Source organism: Microbacterium sp. S1037, assembly GCF_048381605.1.
Lineage (GTDB): Bacteria > Actinomycetota > Actinomycetes > Actinomycetales > Microbacteriaceae > Microbacterium > Microbacterium testaceum_B.
This window is the reverse complement of the sequence record NZ_JBLWIG010000002.1, coordinates 331,752-349,717: the sequence shown is the minus strand read 5'-3', so window position 1 is coordinate 349,717 and position 17,966 is coordinate 331,752. Positions and strand designations below refer to the sequence as shown.

At 70.4% G+C, this 17,966-nt stretch carries 16 protein-coding genes and 1 tRNA gene; 8 read left to right on the top strand and 9 right to left on the bottom strand.

The window, feature by feature from the left end:
• The first annotated feature begins 137 nt into the window (after positions 1-137).
• Both ACMW4R_RS12335 and ACMW4R_RS12330 read left to right on the top strand, forming a co-directional pair.
• Complete coding sequence (locus tag ACMW4R_RS12335; RefSeq protein WP_418300055.1) at positions 138-1,937, top strand: M20/M25/M40 family metallo-hydrolase; 1,800 nt, start codon at positions 138-140, stop codon at positions 1,935-1,937.
• A gap of 132 nt (positions 1,938-2,069) precedes the next feature.
• The gene (locus tag ACMW4R_RS12330; protein ID WP_058615204.1) at positions 2,070-2,729 is read left to right on the top strand and encodes a DUF1275 family protein; all 660 of its coding nucleotides are present in this window, start codon (positions 2,070-2,072) and stop codon (positions 2,727-2,729) included.
• On the opposite strand, the gene ACMW4R_RS12325 is transcribed toward ACMW4R_RS12330, so the two are convergent.
• Positions 2,713-3,735, bottom strand: a complete 1,023-nt coding sequence (locus tag ACMW4R_RS12325) for an NADPH:quinone reductase (RefSeq protein WP_418300054.1) — start codon at positions 3,733-3,735, stop codon at positions 2,713-2,715. The genes ACMW4R_RS12330 and ACMW4R_RS12325 overlap by 17 nt on opposite strands.
• Positions 3,736-3,807: 72 nt before the next feature.
• Here ACMW4R_RS12325 and ACMW4R_RS12320 point away from each other — a divergent pair, with 72 nt between their 5' ends.
• The 3 genes from ACMW4R_RS12320 to ACMW4R_RS12310 all read left to right on the top strand — a co-directional run bounded on the left by ACMW4R_RS12320 (position 3,808) and on the right by ACMW4R_RS12310 (position 6,347).
• Positions 3,808-5,418, top strand: coding sequence for an amidohydrolase (locus ACMW4R_RS12320; RefSeq protein WP_418300053.1), 1,611 nt, complete (start codon positions 3,808-3,810; stop codon positions 5,416-5,418).
• Between the two features lie 51 nt (positions 5,419-5,469).
• Positions 5,470-5,551: transfer RNA gene (locus ACMW4R_RS12315), tRNA-Leu, on the top strand.
• Between the two features lie 49 nt (positions 5,552-5,600).
• Positions 5,601-6,347 (top strand): DedA family protein, encoded by a 747-nt coding sequence (locus tag ACMW4R_RS12310; RefSeq protein ID WP_418300052.1) that lies wholly within the window; start codon positions 5,601-5,603, stop codon positions 6,345-6,347.
• Here the strand turns inward: ACMW4R_RS12310 and ACMW4R_RS12305 are convergent.
• Positions 6,344-7,198, bottom strand: coding sequence for a Ku protein (locus ACMW4R_RS12305; RefSeq protein WP_418300051.1), 855 nt, complete (start codon positions 7,196-7,198; stop codon positions 6,344-6,346). The genes ACMW4R_RS12310 and ACMW4R_RS12305 overlap by 4 nt on opposite strands.
• Before the next feature lie 254 nt (positions 7,199-7,452).
• On the opposite strand from ACMW4R_RS12305, the gene ACMW4R_RS12300 reads away from it, so the two are divergent.
• Positions 7,453-9,873: an ATP-dependent DNA ligase gene (locus ACMW4R_RS12300; RefSeq protein ID WP_418300050.1), complete on the top strand. Its 2,421-nt coding sequence runs from the start codon at positions 7,453-7,455 to the stop codon at positions 9,871-9,873.
• A 53-nt stretch (positions 9,874-9,926) separates the two neighbouring features.
• Entirely contained in the window at positions 9,927-10,490 is a 564-nt protein-coding gene (locus ACMW4R_RS12295) for a hypothetical protein (RefSeq protein WP_418300049.1), read from the top strand.
• Between the two features lie 43 nt (positions 10,491-10,533).
• Here the strand turns inward: ACMW4R_RS12295 and ACMW4R_RS12290 are convergent, their stop codons facing one another.
• From ACMW4R_RS12290 to murI, 5 genes are all read right to left on the bottom strand, one after another.
• Entirely contained in the window at positions 10,534-11,451 is a 918-nt protein-coding gene (locus ACMW4R_RS12290; protein ID WP_418300048.1) for a cation diffusion facilitator family transporter, read from the bottom strand.
• Between the two features lie 82 nt (positions 11,452-11,533).
• On the bottom strand, positions 11,534-12,352 hold the full coding sequence (locus ACMW4R_RS12285; RefSeq protein ID WP_418300047.1) for a glycosyltransferase: 819 nt from the start codon (positions 12,350-12,352) through the stop codon (positions 11,534-11,536).
• A gap of 17 nt (positions 12,353-12,369) precedes the next feature.
• Positions 12,370-12,966 carry an RdgB/HAM1 family non-canonical purine NTP pyrophosphatase gene (gene rdgB, locus ACMW4R_RS12280; protein WP_058595234.1) on the bottom strand — a complete coding sequence of 199 codons (597 nt, stop codon included), beginning with the start codon at positions 12,964-12,966 and terminating at the stop codon, positions 12,370-12,372.
• Position 12,967: 1 nt separating this feature from the next.
• Entirely contained in the window at positions 12,968-13,693 is a 726-nt protein-coding gene (gene rph / locus ACMW4R_RS12275) for a ribonuclease PH (RefSeq protein WP_058595233.1), read from the bottom strand.
• A gap of 36 nt (positions 13,694-13,729) precedes the next feature.
• A complete protein-coding gene (gene murI, locus ACMW4R_RS12270) occupies positions 13,730-14,548 on the bottom strand; it encodes a glutamate racemase (protein WP_058626335.1) in 819 nt (272 codons plus the stop codon).
• Positions 14,549-14,738: 190 nt separating this feature from the next.
• Here murI and ACMW4R_RS12265 point away from each other — a divergent pair, with 190 nt between their 5' ends.
• Positions 14,739-16,073 (top strand): nicotinate phosphoribosyltransferase, encoded by a 1,335-nt coding sequence (locus ACMW4R_RS12265; protein ID WP_058612974.1) that lies wholly within the window; start codon positions 14,739-14,741, stop codon positions 16,071-16,073.
• Between the two features lie 28 nt (positions 16,074-16,101).
• On the opposite strand, the gene ACMW4R_RS12260 is transcribed toward ACMW4R_RS12265, so the two are convergent.
• A complete protein-coding gene (locus ACMW4R_RS12260) occupies positions 16,102-16,368 on the bottom strand; it encodes a DUF3039 domain-containing protein (protein WP_043363140.1) in 267 nt (88 codons plus the stop codon).
• Between the two features lie 60 nt (positions 16,369-16,428).
• Positions 16,429-17,958 carry a hypothetical protein gene (locus ACMW4R_RS12255; protein ID WP_418300046.1) on the bottom strand — a complete coding sequence of 510 codons (1,530 nt, stop codon included), beginning with the start codon at positions 17,956-17,958 and terminating at the stop codon, positions 16,429-16,431.
• Positions 17,959-17,966: the final 8 nt, after the last annotated feature.

Sequence of the window (17,966 nt, the reverse complement as noted above, 5' to 3'; positions counted from 1 at the left end):
GCCGTAAAAAATCCGGTTGACTCTGGCCATTTGATGAGTTTGCCGTGAGAATCGGTCACACGTTCGCCGCCCTCCGGCGACGTGTCATTTCCCCCGGATGAAGCGGGCGACGCCGCCCGCAGAGAGGTACCTTCACCGTGCCCCGTAACACCCCGCATTCCCTCGCGCCGCGCGCGGCTTCGCGCGCCCGGCGCGCCTCGGCCGTCCTGGCCACCAGCGCCCTCGTCGGGGGCGCGCTCCTGGTCGCTCCGGCGGCCTTCGCCGCCCCCGCACCGGGCGACGCGCCGAACGATCTCGGTCTGACCGGTGCCGACGTCATGACGCACCTGACGGAGCTGTCCGACATCAGCGAGTCGTTCGCCGACCAGGGTTACCGCTCCTGGAACTCCCCCGGCTACGAGGCCGCCGCGCAGTACGCCGAGCAGGTTCTTGAAGCGACCGGCGCGTTCACGGTGTCGCGGCACGCGTTCGACGTGCCGTACTCGGAGTTCGGCGAGGCCTCCCTCACGGTCGACGGGACGACCTACACCGGCTCGCACTTCGACAACAGCGAAGGCACCGACTCCCCGGTGACCGCGGCGCTCGCCCTCCCCGAGTCCGCGGACGGCGGTCGGCTCGGCTGCGAACCCACCGACTTCGCGAACGTCCCCGCGGGAGCCATCGTGCTCGTCCAGCGCGGCGACTGCACGTTCGAGGCCAAGATCGACAACGCCACCGCGGCCGGAGCCGGAGCGGTGTTCGTCTACAACAACGAGCGCCCCGCTGAAGAGGGCGTCTCGCCCGACGATCAGCTGACCAACGTGGGCTCGGGCCCGCGCAACGAAGAGGACTCCCCCGCCGCCACGCTCCCGCAGGCCAGTGGCGACGCCCTCGCCGCGCTCGTCACCGCGGCGCCCGTGGACGCTCCCGTCGAGGGAACCGCGGTCATCGAGAAGCAGTTCCTCGTCGGCCAGTCCTTCAACATCATCGCCGACAGCGTCGCGGGCGACCCCGACGACACCGTCGTCATCGGCGCGCACCTCGACGGCGTCGCCGAGGGACCCGGGGTGAACGACAACGGCTCGGGCTCCGCGGCCGTCCTCGCTCTCGCGGAGAAGATCGCGGCATCCGAGGTTCCGAACGACAAGCGGATCCGCCTGGCCCTGTGGGGCGCCGAGGAGATCGGCCTGCTGGGCTCGACCGCGTACGTCAACGACCTCGTCGCGAACGACCCCGCGGAATGGGACCGCATCTCGTCGTACCTGAACTACGACATGATCGGCTCCGAGAACTTCACCGTGGGCGTGTACGACGCCGACCGCTCCACCTTCCCGGCGGAGGGCGTGAACATCCCCGAAGGGTCGGTGGAGATCGAGAAGCTCTACACCGACTACTTCGACACCATCGAGCAGCCGTGGATCGACACCGAGTACTCGGGTCGCTCTGACTACCAGGCGTTCATCGACAACGGCGTGCCCGCGGGCGGACTGTTCTCGGGCGCCGATGACATCAAGACCGAGGAGCAGGCCGCACTGTTCGGCGGGACGGCCGGGGTCTACATGGACCGGAACTACCACACGATCAACGACAGCCTCGCGAACGTCAACCGCGACTCGATCGACATCTTCGCCCCGGCGATCGGTTACGCCGCCGTCGCCCTGGCCTGGGACGAGGCGGCCGAGCCGTCGCCCGAGCCGACGGAGCCCTCGCCCGAGCCCACCGTCGAGCCGACTCCCGAGCCCACCGCTGAGCCCACCGCGCAGCCGACGGCGGAGCCGACCGCGCAGCCCGTCCCGTCGCCGAGCGCGACCGCGGGTCCTGGCTCGCGCAACGACCTCGCCAAGACGGGATCGAATGCCGAGGGTTCCCCGCTCCCGGCGATCGGCGCGGGAATGCTCGTCATCGGCGCGCTCATCGCCGCCGGAACGATCATCGCCCGTCGACGCCCGCAGGAGTAAGCACCGCAGAGGGGCCGTCGGGGTCGCGTGTCATCGGCACGCGGCCCCGACGGCCTTTTCACGCCCCGAGGATTTGCCCGCGGCTGCCCCGCGCACGAAGATGCGAATCAACGAGACGCACGGGAGGGCGCTATGAAGGACGTGGACCGCGGCGCGCTCGCCCTCTCGGCCGCTCTCGCCGGCGTCGCGGGGTTCGTCGACGCGATCGGGTTCCTCGACACGGGCGGCCTCTTCGTCTCGTTCATGAGCGGCAACTCGACGCAGGGCGCGGTAGACCTCTTCGACGGCGGCGCCCGGGTGGCGCTGATCTCGGCCGGGATCATCGCCGCGTTCGTGATTGGCGTGACGGCGGGGGCCACCGCCGGCATGCACGCGTCGCGCCCCCTCGCGCGCGTGGTCGCGGGCGCTGCGGTGGCCGTCGGGATCGCGGCCGGACTCGCCCTGGCCGGCGACGCGACGCTCTGGCGAGCAGGACTGCTCGCCGCCGCGATGGGGGCGCTCAACACGCTCTTCCTCGCGGAGGGCCGCGCACGCGTGGCCATCACCTACGCGACGGGAACCCTCGTGAGCCTGGGTCTGGGCCTCGCGTCCCTGCTCACCGGGCGTTCGCGGACGGCGTGGCGACGCCCCCTGCTGTTGTGGGCATCACTCGTGGCAGGGGCCGTGATCGGCGGGGTCGCCCATCGCCTCGGCAGCCCCGCCGCGCTCGCCATCGCGGCCCTCGCGCTCGGCGCCGCGTCGACGGTGATCGCCGTCCGCGGTGGAGCGAGTGGCGTCAGTCCTCGTCGCTGACCCGGATCAGCACCTTCCCCGTCGCCCCCGCGGCGACGGCGTCGTGGGCGGCCGCCGTCTCGTCGAGCGGGAACCACGTGACCGGCAGACCCGCTTCCTCGCCGACGGGCAGGGCGCCGTCGGCGACAGCCGCGGAGATGTCCTCGGCGGCCGCGGTCAAGGCCGTCTCCCCCACCGTGTAGAGCAGCAGCCCCTGCCAGCGGACGTTCTTCGCGAAGCTCGCCCGCACGGCGGCGGTGAAGCTGTCTCCGCCGTTGTCGGCGTAGTAGCCGATGCTTCCGTGGTTGGCGATGACCTCGACGTCGAGCGCCGCGTTCTCGGCGATCGCCACCTCGACGATGTGCTCCACGCCGTTCGGGGCCAGTTCCCGGATGCCATCGGCCAACGTCTCACTCGGGTACTGCAACACGTGGTGGGCGCCCGCCGCGCGAGCCAGCGCTTCCTTCTCATCGCTGCTGACGGTGGCGATAACGGTGGCACCGGCCCAGACCGCCAACTGGATCGCCGCGTGACCCACCGCTCCCGCGCCGCCCTGGACGAGCACCGTCCTCCCGGCGAGGGCTCCCGGTGCGAGGCGCGACGGGCCGTCCTCGTGGACGGTGAGCGCGCGGTGCGCGGTCATCGCGGGCACTCCGAGGCTCGCGCCGAGGGCGAAGGACGCCCCCTCCGCGAGCGGAACGGCGCGCTCCGCGGGGATCACGGCGAACTCGGCCGCCGTCCCCGTCGGACGCTCGTGCTGGGCGAGGTAGACCCAGACCCGCTGCCCCACCGAGACCGACGTCACGCCGTCGCCCACGGCATCCACTGTTCCCGCGCCGTCCTGGTTCGGCGTCACCTCGGTGAACGAGAAGGGCCGACCACCCTCACGCGCTTTCCAGTCGGTCGGGTTCACGCCCGAGACGGCGATGCGCACGCGCACCTCGCCGGGTCCCGGTTCGGGAACGGGACGCTCACCGAGCGTCAGGACGGAGGAGTCACCGGTCTGGGAGTACGTGATCGCTCGCATGGAGAGGACAAGCGGGCTCGGCGCGCACGCATTCCCTCGGCGTGTCGACCCGCCAGCCGCCACACTGGGCGGATGAGCAGTCTCGTGGTCGCGAACGGCGTCCTGTTCTCCGGCGGATCGGTGCTCGAGGGCGACGCCGTCGGCATCCGCGACGGTCGTATCGTCGCGACCGGACCCCGACGCGACGTCCGCGACGCGATCGGACCGGATGCCGACGAGCTCGACGCGCGCGGAGGCCTCGTCACCCCCGGATTCGTCGACTCCCACATCCACCTCGGCGGTGGGGCCGTCGACGCGCTGCGCTGCGACCTCGCCGGGGCGGCCTCCCTCGCGGAGGTCGACGATCGCGTCCGGACGTTCGCCGCCGGGACGACCGCGGCATGGATCGTCGGCGGAGGATGGGACCCCACGCTGTTCCCGACGACCGGTCCGACGGCCGCCCACCTCGACGCGCTCGTCCCCGATCGGCCCGCCCTCTTCCTCGACGCCGATCACCACGGCGCGTGGGTGAACAGCGCGGCTCTGCGCGCGGCGGGGATCGACGAGCGAACACCCGACCCGTTCGACGGGAGGATCGAACGCTCCTCCGACGGAGTCCCCGGCGGCGCGCTCCGCGAGGGGGCGATGCAGCTCGTCTCCCCCCTGGTCCCGCCGTCCGACACGGCCGACATCGCGCGAGCGCTCCTGTCGATCTCTCGCGACGTCCTCGCCACAGGCATCACCGGGTGGCAGGAGGCGGCTCTCGGCACCTACGCCGGGTATCCGGACTTCTCCGACGCGTACCGTGCCCTCACGGCGGCCGGTGACCTCGTCGGCCGTGCCACCGGCGCGATCTGGGTGCCCCGCGACCTGACCGCGGCCACGGTCGACGCGTTCGTGGCGGAGTGCGTCGAACGCGCCCGTGTGAACACGGCGGCGGGGTTCCCGACGCGCACCGCCAAGCTCATGCTCGACGGGATCATCGAGACGCGTACCGCTCACGTCTGCGCGCCCTACCCCGACGGCTCGCACGGCCTGGCCTACTTCGACCCCCAGATCGTGCGCCTGCTCGTGCCCGCCCTCAACGCCGCGGGACTCGCCGTGCACGTCCACGCGCTGGCCGACGCGGCGGTCCGCGACGCCCTCGACGGCTTCGCCGCGGTCCCCTCCGCCGATCGCGTTCGCGTGCGCAACCACATCGCCCACCTCGAGCTGATCACCCCGCCCGACCTCCCGCGGTTCGCGGCGCTGGGGGTGACGGCGAACTGCCAGCCGTACTGGGCGTGTCGCAACGACCTCGTCCGCGACGTGACGCTCCCGCTCCTCGGCGCCGGACGCGCCGACGAGCTGTACCCGTTCGCCTCCCTGCGCACCGCGGGCGCGCGCCTCGCGATGGGATCGGACTGGCCCGTCTCGACCTTCGACCCCTGGCTCGGCGTCCACGTGGCAGTGACCCGTCAGCCGCCGGGAGAATCGGATGCCGAGCCCCTGGGCGCCGCTCAGTCCCTCTCGCTCGGCGAGGCGCTCGACGCATACACGCGCGGCTCGGCGGACCTGCTCGGCATCGGTCCCGGGACCCTCGCCCCGGGCGCGCCGGCCGACCTCGCCATCGCGGATCGCGACCCCTTCGCGGGCCGACCCGACGGCATCCACGAGACCCGGAACGTCACGACCGTCGTCGCGGGCGACGTCGCCGGGGGTTGACGGCTGGTTCACATCGTGCGAGCCTCGCGCGCGCATAGACTGAACCCACTCGCGGGAGTGGTGAAATTGGCAGACACGCAGGATTTAGGTTCCTGTGCCTTCGGGCGTGGGGGTTCAAGTCCCCCCTTCCGCACGACAACTGCCGTACCCGAGCATGACCTCTCCGACCCGACGGGACCGATGTGATCCACCCCACCGCTCTGCTCCCGTGGCTCGACCCCGCGACGATCATCACCAACTCGCAGCCCTGGGCCCTGCTCGTCGTCTGCTTCATCATCTTCGCCGAGACCGGTCTGCTCATCGGGTTCCTGCTTCCCGGCGACACGCTGCTGATCATGGCCGGCCTGCTGTCGCACTCGACGCCCGCGGCGCCGAACGGTGTGTTCGGCATCAACGCGTGGTGGGTGGCCCTCGCGATCGGATTCGCCGCCTTCGTCGGCGGTGAGGTCGGCTATTACATCGGCCACAAGGCGGGGCCGTCGATCTTCGAGCGCAAGGACTCCGGCATCTTCAGCCGCAAGAACGTCGAACGCACCAACGCGTTCTTCGAGCGCTTCGGCGGACTGACGGTGATCCTCGCGCGCTTCGTCCCCGTCGTGCGCACCTTCGCCCCGATCGCCGCCGGTGTCGGCCACATGCCGTGGCGCAAGTACACGCTGTACAACTTCATCGGTGCCGTCATCTGGGGCATCGGCCTGACGATGCTCGGCTACGCCGTCGGCTACATCCCCTTCATCCGCGACATCGTCACCGAGTACATCGACGTGATCCTGCTCGCCGCCGTCGCCGGCACGGCACTCTTCATCGCGATCCACTACTTCCGTGAGCGGGCCGCCGCGAAGCGCGAGGGAACGGTCACCCACGACGAGGCCGCGTCGCTCGCCCTCGACCCGAAGACGCTCGAAGACGGCGATCAGCCCACGCGCTAAGACGCCTTCGAGCTCTTCTTCTTGGCGGGAGTCTTCTTCTTCGCGGGCTCGTCCTTCTCGGCGCGCGCTGCGCGGGTGCGCTCGACGCTCGCCCGCAGCGCCTCCATCAGGTCGATGACTTCGCCGCCGTCTTCGTCTTCCTGCGCGCCGAAGGTGGCATCCGTGTCGATCGCGTCGCCCTGCTCGAGCTTCGCGTCGATCAGGGTCCGCAGCTCCTGCTGATACTCGTCGGTGAACTCCTCGGGGTCGAAGTCCTTCGAGAAGCTGTCGACGAGGGATGCCGACATCTCGAGCTCCTTCGCCGAGATGCGCACGTCCTCGTCGAGAGCGGGGAAGGCGGCCTCGCGCACTTCATCGGCCCAGAGGAGCGTCTGCAGCACCAGCACGTCGTCGCGTACGCGCAGCGCGGCCAAGCGGGTCTTCTGCCGCAGCGAGAAGCGCACGATCGCGGTGCGATCGGTCTGCTCGAGCGTCTTGCGCAGCAGCACGTACGCCTTCGGCGAGGACGAGTCGGGCTCGAGGTAATAGGCCTTGTCGAGCGTGAGCAAGTCGACTTGGTCGCTCGGCACGAACTCAACGACCTCGATCTCGCGGCTGCGCTCGCTCGGCAGCGACGCGAGGTCATCTTTCGTCAACACGACCGTCTGTTCGCCGTCGTCGTACGCACGATCGATGTCACTGTAGGGCACGACCTCCCCGTCGATCTCGCAGATGCGCTGGTAGCGGATGCGTCCACCGTCCTTGTTGTGCACCTGGTGCAGCGAGACGTCGTGGTCCTCCGTGGCCGAGTACACCTTGACGGGCACGTTGACGAGGCCGAACGTCAGGGCGCCCTTCCAGATCGATCGCATGGGTCCAGTGAACACCGTCACCGGGGCGGATGCCGAGACCCTTGCGCTGCGGTTCCCGCACGTCCCGCGCTCCGGAGCCGTCGGCCGCGGAGGGCGCCGACCTGACGCACGTGCCGCGCTCCGGAGCGTCAGCCCGGTTTCCGCCCCCGCCACCGTCACGTCGCCGGGTCCACCCCTGCTGGTCCGGAGCCCGGTACGCGCCTCGCCCGCAACCCCCTCGGCATCCGGCCCCCTCCCCGCTCTACGCTGGGTCGATGACGGAGCAGACGGTGCGCATCGGCGGTCACCGACTACGCCTGTCGAACCTCGACAAGGTGCTCTACCCCGAGACCGGGACGAGCAAGGGCGAGGTGATCGACTACTACTCGCGCATCGCCCCGCGCCTGCTCCCCCACGTCGCCGGACGGCCCGTCACCCGCAAACGCTGGCCGGACGGCGTGGGCACGGAGGCCGATCCGGCTGAACCGTTCTTCGCGAAAGCCCTCGAGCCCGGCGCTCCCGCGTGGGTGCGCCGCTTTCCCATCGACCACTCGTCGGGCGCGAAGGACTACCCCCTCGTCGACGACCTCCCCACGCTCGTCTATCTCGCGCAGGTCGCGAGTCTCGAGCTGCACGTGCCGCAATGGCGGTTCTCGCCCGAGGGGGAACGGCGGAATCCCGACCGGCTGGTGCTCGATCTCGACCCCGGTCCCGGCGTCGGTCTCGCCGAGTGCGCCGAAGTGGCCCGGTGGGCGAGAGCGATCCTGAACGACATGGGTCTCGACCCTTTGCCGGTCACGAGCGGCAGCAAGGGGATCCACCTCTACGCCCACCTCGACGGTCGACCGACGAGTGAGGCGGCCAGCGCGATCGCGAAGGAGCTCGCGCGGGCGATCGAGGCCGACCACCCCGACCTCGTCGTGAGCCAGATGTCGAAGGCAGCACGTCCGGGGAAGGTGTTCATCGACTGGAGCCAGAACAACGGGTCGAAGACGACCATCGCGCCCTACTCGCTCCGCGGACGCGCGCAGCCGACGGTCGCCGCTCCGCGCACGTGGGAAGAACTGGACGATCCGGGGCTCCGACACCTGCTCTTCACCGAGGTTCTCGAACGCACGGGCGATCCGCTCGCAGCCGTCGAACGCGACGCCGGACCCCTGCGCTCGTACATCTCCAAGCGCACGGCGGCCCGGACCCCCGAACCGGTCCCGGACGCCCCGCACGCAGAGCCCGCGGCGGAGGGACTCCCCCGCTTCGTCATCCAGGAGCACCACGCCTCGCGCCTGCACTGGGATCTGCGGCTCGAACACGACGGCGTGCTCGTCAGTTGGGCCGTCCCCAAGGGCGTTCCACCGACGACGGCGAAGAACAGCCTCGCGGTGATGACCGAGGACCATCCGATGCAGTACCTCGACTTCGCCGGCGAGATCCCCCGCGGCGAGTACGGGGCCGGCATCATGACGGTCTGGGACACGGGTACCTACGAGCTCGAGAAGTGGCGTGACGACGAGGTGATCGCCACGCTGCAGGGCCGCGACGACGGTCCCCTCGGCCGCGTGCGCCTCGCGCTGATCCGCACCGAGGGACACGGCGAGAAGTCGCAGTGGCTTCTCCACCGCATGAAGACGGATGCCGCGGGCCGGCCGCAGAGCGAGGGCGAGCCCGTCGTGCCCCTCGACCACGGTGGGGGCGACGCAGATCGTTCGGAACCGTCCCTGCCGGCCGCGGCGGATCTCCGCCCCATGCTGGCGGTGTCCGCGACACCCGGAATCGCCCGCGCCGCCGCCGAGCGGTGGGACCGCGCGTGGGTGGAGATGAAGTGGGACGGCATCCGCGGGATCGGCCTCTGGGACGGCCATCGCCTGCGCTTGCGCTCACGCAACGGCAACGACCTCACCGCGACGTACCCCGACCTCACCGCTGTCGACCTCTGCCTCGGATCCGACCCCGCGATTCTCGACGGCGAGATCGTCGCCCTCGACGCGCAGGGGCGTCCGAGCTTCCCGCTGCTGCAGAAGCGGATGAACCTCGCCCAACCACGCGAGATCGAGCGCGAGGCGCGCCGCACCCCCGTACAGCTGTACTTGTTCGACGTGCTCGCCGCGGACCGGCGCGACGTCTCGGCCCTGCCGCTCGCCGAACGCCGCGGCATCCTGGAGGCGCTCACGCGAGACGCCCGACCTCCGATCGTCGTTCCGCCGGTGTTCGACGATGTGGATGCCGCTGTCGCGACGAGCGGCCGATTCGGCCTCGAGGGGGTCGTGGTGAAAGACCCGCGATCGACGTACCGTCGCGGCGAACGATCGGAGCAGTGGCTCAAGGTCAAGCACACCCGCACGCAGGAGGTCGTGATCGGTGGAGTGCGTCCGGGCAAGGGCAATCGCCGCGGCACGATCGGCTCGCTGCTCGTGGGCGTGCCGAGCGCGGACGGGCTTCGCTACGCGGGTCGCGTCGGATCGGGCTTCACGGAGCAGACCCTCGGACGGTTGAGCGAGCTCCTCGGACCGCTCGGGAGCGACACCGACCCGTTCGTGGGCGTCCCTGCGGCCGACGCCCGGGATGCGATCTGGGTTCGACCACAACTCGTCGCCGAGGTGGAGTTCGCGGAGTTCACTCCGGACGGCATCCTGCGCCAGGCCCGCTGGCGCGGGCTGCGGCCGGACAAGAGCCCGGACGAGGTGGTGCGGGAGGGCTGAAGGGTCGGTCGTTCCGGCGACGCTGTGCGGGTCGTGACGGCTAGCCTGGTCGCGTGTTCATCGACGATCTCGACCTCCAGCTGACCGGAATCTGGATCGCCGGTTTCGGCGTCATCGTCGTCCTGTCGCTGCTGACTTTTCTGCTGGCACGCCGTCGTCGTCGCCATCGCCGATGGCTGCCGTGGGCGGCCACCTCCGTCATCGTCGTCGTGGGTTTCTTCGCTCTCGGTCAAATCGATGCGTCGGTCAAGACGGCGGATGCTCTCGCCACGCTCGAGCATCAAGTCCATCTCCCTGTCACCTATACCGCCGAGGGCTCGTCGCTCACTCTTCGAACGGACGGCAGCGCGGAGCTCGTTGCAGTGTCCGTCGGAGACGACGTCCAGCGGAACGCGGCCGGACGGCTGTGCGTGTCGGGAGATGCTGCCGTCACCACGGGCGACGCGAGGTGGTGGATGGACGCGGACCGTTTCGTCCACATCGAGACGGAGCGGAAGATCACGCGCCTCTACCCGGACGGCAAACTGATCCTCGGCTACGGGTGGGCTAAGGGGTTCGTGTTGACCTCCTGCGACGCCGAGTACGCCACGCTCTACCGCGCTCCGGGACCGTACTGACACACCGAAACCGCGATGCGCGGGGCGGCGAGGTCCGGCGGAGCTACGCGTGACGCGAGTCGTGCTCGACGTGGCCGGCGGGCTCGAGCTGGAAGGTCGAGTGCTCCACATCGAAGTGGTCGGCGAGACACCCCTGCAATGACTCGAGGATGCGCGCCGCGCGTCCGTCGGTCAGCGCCGCGTCCTCGACGATCACGTGGGCGCTGAAGACCGGCGCGCCCCGCGTGAGCTGCCAGACGTGGACGTCGTGGACGTCCACGACGCCGTCGGTATCGCGCAGATGCTGACGGATCTCCGCCACCTGGACGTCGACGGGCGCCGACTCGGTCAACACGACGACCACCTCGCGCAGCAGGCCGATCGCCCGCGGGACGATGAGGACCGCGATCAGCAGCGAGGCGATGGCATCCGCCTGTGTGAAACCGGTCGTGACGATCACGATCGCCGCGATGATCACCGCGATGGACCCCACGAGGTCGCCGAGGACCTCGAGGTACGCGCCGCGGACGTTGATGCTCCGCTTCTGCGCTCGGCCGAGCAGCCACATCGAGATCGCGTTCGCAACCATGCCGACCGCGGCCACGACGAGCATCAAACCGCCCTCGACCTCGGCCTCGGCGGGGGCGAGGAGCCTCTGGACGGCCTCGATACCGACCCAGGCGCACAGGACGATCAGGATCACGCCGTTCGCGAGCGCCCCGAGGACCTCGGCGCGCTGATACCCGAAGGTCCGGCGGTCGTCCGCGGGGCGCGAGGCGATCGCCGTCGCGACGAGGGCGACGACCAGCGCCGCGGCGTCAGTGAACATATGCGCGGCGTCGGCGAGCAGCGCGAGGGAGCCCGACAGGATCGCGCCGACGATCTGCACGACCATCACCGACGCCGTGAGCGTCAGGGCGGTGGCGAGCAGACGCCGGTTGCTGGCATCGCGGATGCCACCGGCGGGAGCGTGATCGTGCATAGCTCCAGGCTAGGTGGGAGGCGCGATCACCCGCGTGTTTTCGCGGTAGTCGGGAATGAGAACGGGTGTCGCTCTCGACGGCTCAGCGCCGCAGTCCCGCGAGCTGCGCCTGGATCCGCCGGTGCGCGTGCAACGCGGGGTACACCCCGAGGAAGATCGCCATCGGCGCGCGCAGGCGCACATCACGGATGCCGTGAGCCGAGTACGTGTTCTCGAAACGATCGATGTACCGGCGGAAATCGCGGGGCTGGTCGTCGAGACGCCGCGCTCCGATGCCGGCCACCATGTTCGAGAAGTACCCGATGCGGCGGCCGGCGAGAGCGAGGTGCACGGCGATGTCGAGGTCTTCGTGCATGATGTCTTCTTCGTCGTCGCAGAGGTGCTCTCGCACGTCGTGCCAGGCGTCTGCCCGCACGGCCATGTTGCTGCCGAAGAGGAAGACGAAGTCCCCCGCCAGACGTACCTGGAGGCGACGGAACGCATCGTCGATCTGCTGACCGATAGCCCGGAGCGGCAGGTCGTAGTACTCGACCGGACCCGAGGCGGCGTCGACCTCGCCCGACGCGAACACCCGCGACACCTGAGCGACCCAGTCGGGCTTGATCGCGGTGTCGGCGTCGATACGTCCGAGGACATCGCCGGTCGCGGCATCCATCCCCAGGTTCCGAGTCGGCACCAGACCCTGCCGCTCGTCCTGACGCAGGAGACGGATGCCGGAACCCGGGTGCTCCGCGATGAATCGCTCGACCACGACCCGCGTGCCATCCGTCGACCGGTTGTCGACGACGAGCACCTCGGTGGCGGGAACCGTCTGCCGGACGATCGCTTCGAGGCACTGCGCGATCACCGCCTCCTCGTTGAAGGCAGGCACGATGATCGACACCGACGGGAGCGGCTTCACGCTTCCTTCCTACACGGTCAGAGTGTCTCCAAGAGGGGCACGAGGTGACGGAACGCCCGCGCCCGGTGGGATTCCGCGTTCTTCTCATCCGCGGACCACTCCCCCACGGTCCGCTCCTCACCCGGCGCCTGGCCGTCGGGAAGGAAGATCGGGTCGTATCCGAATCCACCCGGCCCGGCGGGCGCCATCGCCAGGCGTCCGGGCCAGCGCCCCTCGACCGTGTCCTCGTGGCCGTCAGGCCGGACGAGCGCGATCACCGAGACGAACTGCGCCGTGCGGTGCGGGTCGGCGACGTCGGAGAGCTGGTCGAGGAGCAGCTCGAGGTTCGCGGTCGAGTCCTTCTTGTGTCCCGCCCAGTACGCCGAGAACACCCCGGGCGACCCGCCGAGCACGTCGACCGCGATGCCCGAATCGTCGGCCAGCGCGGGCAATCCCGTGTGCGCCGCGGCCGCGCGCGCCTTGATGAGCGCGTTCGCGGCGAAGGTCACCCCGTCCTCGACGGGTTCGGGCCCGTCGTAGCCGACGACCTCGAGGTCCGGACGAACCGCGGCGACGATCGCCTGGAACTCCTCGACCTTGTGCGCGTTGTGCGTGGCCAGAACGACGCGCGGCATCTCAGCCCTCGAGAGCGGCGGTCTGGATGCCGCGGAGCTCGGCGCAGCCGTTCACGCCCAACTCGAGCAGACGGTCGAGCTCCGCCTTGTCGAACGGCGCACCCTCGGCGGTGCCCTGCACCTCGACGAACAGCCCCCGGCCGGTGACGACGACGTTCATGTCGGTCTCGGCGCGCACGTCCTCGACGTAGGCGAGATCGAGCATCGGCTCGCCGTCGATGATCCCGACCGACACGGCCGACACCGAGTCGATGAGGACCTCGGAACGCTGCGCGATGAACTTCTTCTCGCGGCCCCAGGCGATGGCATCCGCGAGGGCGACGTACGCGCCCGTGATCGCCGCGGTGCGCGTCCCGCCGTCGGCCTGCAGCACGTCGCAGTCGATGACGATCGTGTTCTCGCCGAGGGCCTTGGTGTCGACGACCGCGCGGAGGGCACGGCCGATCAGACGCGAGATCTCGTGCGTGCGGCCGCCGACCTTGCCCTTGATGCTCTCGCGGTCATTGCGGCTGTTCGTCGCGCGCGGCAGCATCGCGTACTCGGCCGTGACCCACCCCTTGCCCTTGCCGGTCAGCCAGCGCGGCACGCCGTTGGTGAACGAGGCGGTGCACAGCACCTTCGTGCCGCCGAACGTGATGAGCGCCGAGCCCTCGGCGTGCGCGGACCAGCCGCGCTCGATCGTCACGGGGCGGAGCTGGTCGGTCGTACGGCCGTCTTTGCGGGTCATGGGTCCTCCTGAGGAACGGGGAGTGGATGCCACGCCTCAGCGCGGCAGGTCGATGGCGCCGGTCTGCACGAGCTGCACGTCGCGCACCTCACGGCCCATGAGGCGGTGGGCCAGTCGCACGAAGTCGTCGGCCGAGGAGCCGGTGGCCTCGTAGCGGGAGGTGGGGACGGCATCCGGACTCGCGAGCAGGTCGCGCGACACGAGCTGACGGTAGACGTCCTTCGCGGTCTCGCTGTCGCTCGAGACGAGGCTGACCTCGGGTCCCATCACGTAGCTGATGGCTCCCTCGAGGAACGGGTAGTGGGTGCAGCCGAGGACGAGCGTGTCGACACCGGCGTGACGGAGAGGAGCGAGGTACTGCTCGGCCGTGGCGAGGACCTCGGGCGAGTCGGTGACCCCCGCCTCGACGAACTCGACGAAACGCGGGCACGCCTCGGCGAAGACGGTCAGGCGCTCGTTGACCTCGAGCATGTCCTGGTACGCGCGCGAACCGATCGTGCCGACGGTGCCGATCACCCCGATGCGCCCGTTGCGCGTGGTCGACATCGCGGTACGCACGGCGGGCCCGATGACCTCGACGACCGGCACGTCGTACCGCTCACGCGCATCGCGGAGCATCGCGGCCGACGCGGTGTTGCACGCGATGACGAGCATCTTCACGCCCTGCTCGACGAGGGTGTCGAGCACCTCGAGCGCGTACTTGCGGACATCGGCGATGGGCTTCGGGCCGTAGGGCGAGCGCGCGGTGTCGCCGATGTAGAGGATCGACTCGCGCGGCAGCTGTGCCGACACGGCCCGGGCGACGGTGAGACCGCCGACCCCCGAGTCGAAGATCCCGATCGGCGCGTCATTCATCGCGACTCAGCCTACCCGTCGGTCGTCGCGCGGCCGCGGTGCCCGGCCGCCCCGTGGGCGAAACTCCTGAGAACGGGGGTTCGATGCGGCGACGTCCACGTTCTGCTGCACGAATCGATCGAGAACTCAGGAGTTTCGCACGGCGCCGCGGCGCGCCGGCACGAACCTGCGACGGCAATAGGCTGACGCCATGACGCGTAGCACCGCCCTGCACACCGACCGCTACGAACTCACGATGCTCGACGCGGCCCTCCGCGACGGCACGGCGACGAGGCGCTGCGTGTTCGAGGTGTTCGGGCGTCGACTGTCTGGCGGCCGCCGCTTCGGTGTCGTCGCCGGCACCGGCAGACTCCTCGACGCCATTCAGGACTTCCGCTTCGGCGACGACGAGCTCCGGTACCTGCGCGACAACCGGATCGTGGATGCCACGACCATCGACCACCTCGCCGACTACCGCTTCACCGGGTCGGTGACCGGGTACCGCGAGGGCGAGGTCTACTTCCCGGGGTCGCCGCTGCTGACGATCGAGGGCACGTTCGCCGATGCTGTGGTTCTCGAGACCCTGGCCCTCAGCATCCTGAACTACGACTCGGCCGTCGCGACGGCCGCGGCGCGCATGAGCGTGGCCGCCGGTGACCGTCCCCTGGCCGAGATGGGCTCGCGGCGTGCGAGCGAGGAGGCCGCGGTCGCCGCGGCCCGCGCCGCCTACATCGCGGGCTTCTCGGCGACGAGCAATCTCGAAGCCGGCCGGCGCTGGGGCGTGCCGACCATGGGGACCGCGGCGCACGCCTGGACGCTTCTCCACGACAGCGAGGAAGACGCGTTCCGCTCCCAGATCGAGGCGCTCGGCACCGACACGACCCTGCTAATCGACACCTACGACATCGCGGAGGGGGTCCGCACCGCGGTCCGCGTGGCGGGAACGGAGCTCGGCGGCGTCCGCATCGATTCGGGCGACCTCCCCATCGTCGCGGGCGAGGTGCGCGCCCTCCTCGACGAGCTCGGCGCCACCCGAACACGGATCACCGTCACGAGCGACCTGGACGAATACGCCCTCGCGGCCCTCGCGGCCTCCCCCGTCGACTCGTACGGCGTCGGCACCTCGGTGGCCACCGGCTCGGGGGTTCCGACGGCGGGCCTCGTCTTCAAGCTCGTCGCCCGCGAAGCAGCCGACGGATCGTGGGTCGCCGTCGCGAAGGCGTCGACGCAGAAGGCGTCGCACGGGGGCCGTAAAGCCGCTTTCCGGACGCTCGATCAGGGCACGGCCACGTCGGAGCTCATCATCGTCAGCGACGGCTTCGAAGAACTCGCCACCGCCGCCGAGCACCCCGACGCGCGAGCACTGCAGGTCGCGCTCATGGTGGACGGACAAGCGGATGCCGCAGCCCTCGGCCCCGCCGGCGTCGAGGCCGCACGGGCTCACCACGCGCGCGTGCGCGAGGAGCTCCCCGTGCGAGCGCTTGCGCTCAGCAAGGCCGACCCCGCCCTGGCGACGGAGTACCGGGAGGCCACGCCTCGGGGCTGAAGCCCCGGGTGGGCGGGCCGCTCAGCCGCTACTTGGTCAGCGACTCGTAGATCTCTTTGCACTGCGGGCACACCGGGAACTTCTCGGGGTCGCGACCCGGAGTCCACTTCTTGCCGCACAGCGCACGCACCGGCTTTCCGGTGAGAGCGGACTCGAGGATCTTGTCTTTCTTGACGTAGTGCGAGAAGCGCTCATGGTCACCCGGCTCGATGTTCTCTTCGCGGATGAGCTCCTCGAGCTCACGATCCAGGGTCGCAAGGCCCCCGCTGTCAGGACTGTCGAGAGGCGTGCTCATGGTCTGCCAGTGTAGCCGCGGAGCGCACCGTGCGGACCGATCCCGCCCGACGACGATCGATCAGGTGGCTTCGGCGAACTCCATCAGACGCGTTCCGCGGCGCTCGAACAGGAACGCGCCGACCGCGACGCCGACCACCAGGACGATCACTCCGGCCGTCAGGCCGGCCCAGAGCGCACCGACAGCGTCTTCCGTGTCGGATGCCACCGCCCGCCCGGCGAGCCAGATCGCCGGCGACGCGGCGAGGAGCGAGCCGAGCATGACGAGCGCCTGCGCGATCACCCCGCCGGAACCGGTGCGTTGAGGCTGCTGGAAAGGGCTGTCACCGGGTCGGGACACGGCGTAGGGCGCGACGACCGAGGAGATGCTCGACAGGCCCAGACCCGACAGGAACAGCGCAGCGCAGACGCCGATCAGGGCGGGGAGGAACGCCCATCGCCCGTGAGCGACGATCGCCAACGGGATGGAGACCGCGAGGATGGGGAGCCCGATGAGGAGCACGGGCACCAGTCGCCCGATCCGGTCGGACAGACCACGGACGCCGCTGGCGATGTGCATCCACAGGGCGGTCGAGTCGTACGCGAGGTCGTTGTGGGGCAGCCATCCGAAGAACAGCGCCATGATCGGCACCGGCAGGAGCGCCGCCATCTCGAGGGGAACACCCGCCACGACGAGAGGGACCATGGACAGCACGGCCGCGATCGGCACGACCACGATGTTGACGAGGTATCGGCGATCCCGCAGCCAGTACGACAGGCTGCGCGCGGCGACGGCACCCCCCGGGGTACCGGGGAGCAGAGCGAACCAGCCGAGGCCGCCCCGTTCGCGCACGGCCACCGGCCGCGGTGTGGTCGTGAGCAGGATGCGGACGAGGATGAACCACACGGCCGTGAGAGCGGCGACCGTGGCGACAGCCACGACAGCACTCCCGACGGCGGCACCCGGCGTCGGCGCGAGAGCGATCCCCCATGCCGCCCCCACGGGCGTCCAGGCCAGGGCCTCGGCGGCGGACACCAGCTGAGAAGGGACGGTCCCTCGCCACTCGAGGGAGCCGAGGAAGACCGCGACGGGCACGACCACCACGAGCACGGCGACGAGGTAGACACCCGCCAGCTCGCGCGACTGCCGGGGACGCTTCACCAGGGCGCCGAGCGCCATGCTGACGCGCGCGAGCAGCACGCACGTCGTGAGCCCGAGCACGATCGACACGACGCTCGCGAGAGCCCCCACGCCCTGCTCGCTCCACGCGATCGCGACGCTGATGGCGAGCACCAGCACCGCGAAAACCGGGACGCTCAGGAAGCCGGCGAGCAGCAACGCACCGGCGAGGGGTCGAGGCTCCGGTCCGACGACGGCGAACCGACGTGGATCGAGGGGATCGACGGATGCCGTGACCGGCGGTGCGACCGCGAACCCGAGCGTGATCGCGGAACCCGCGAGGACCGTGACCACGCCGGCGGTGAGGCGATCGACCTCACCCAGCCCGCTTGCGTTGACGGCCGCGAAAACGGTGCCCGCGACGAGCACCACGAGGCCCACTACTCGGCGGAGGACGTCGTCTCGGTCGCCCCTCAGGGCACCGAGCATCATGGCCAGCC

What these genes read in the sequence shown, in the direction of transcription:
- ACMW4R_RS12255 (WP_418300046.1), bottom strand. Translation starts at nt 17,958, where the DNA reads ATGATGCTCGGTGCCCTGAGGGGCGACCGAGACGACGTCCTCCGCCGA.
- murI (WP_058626335.1), bottom strand. Translation starts at nt 14,548, where the DNA reads ATGAATGACGCGCCGATCGGGATCTTCGACTCGGGGGTCGGCGGTCTC.
- ACMW4R_RS12305 (WP_418300051.1), bottom strand. Translation starts at nt 7,198, where the DNA reads ATGCGATCGATCTGGAAGGGCGCCCTGACGTTCGGCCTCGTCAACGTG.
- rdgB (WP_058595234.1), bottom strand. Translation starts at nt 12,966, where the DNA reads ATGCCGCGCGTCGTTCTGGCCACGCACAACGCGCACAAGGTCGAGGAG.
- ACMW4R_RS12325 (WP_418300054.1), bottom strand. Translation starts at nt 3,735, where the DNA reads ATGCGAGCGATCACGTACTCCCAGACCGGTGACTCCTCCGTCCTGACG.
- ACMW4R_RS12320 (WP_418300053.1), top strand. Translation starts at nt 3,808, where the DNA reads ATGAGCAGTCTCGTGGTCGCGAACGGCGTCCTGTTCTCCGGCGGATCG.
- ACMW4R_RS12330 (WP_058615204.1), top strand. Translation starts at nt 2,070, where the DNA reads ATGAAGGACGTGGACCGCGGCGCGCTCGCCCTCTCGGCCGCTCTCGCC.
- ACMW4R_RS12300 (WP_418300050.1), top strand. Translation starts at nt 7,453, where the DNA reads ATGACGGAGCAGACGGTGCGCATCGGCGGTCACCGACTACGCCTGTCG.
- ACMW4R_RS12290 (WP_418300048.1), bottom strand. Translation starts at nt 11,451, where the DNA reads ATGCACGATCACGCTCCCGCCGGTGGCATCCGCGATGCCAGCAACCGG.
- ACMW4R_RS12260 (WP_043363140.1), bottom strand. Translation starts at nt 16,368, where the DNA reads ATGAGCACGCCTCTCGACAGTCCTGACAGCGGGGGCCTTGCGACCCTG.
- ACMW4R_RS12265 (WP_058612974.1), top strand. Translation starts at nt 14,739, where the DNA reads ATGACGCGTAGCACCGCCCTGCACACCGACCGCTACGAACTCACGATG.
- rph (WP_058595233.1), bottom strand. Translation starts at nt 13,693, where the DNA reads ATGACCCGCAAAGACGGCCGTACGACCGACCAGCTCCGCCCCGTGACG.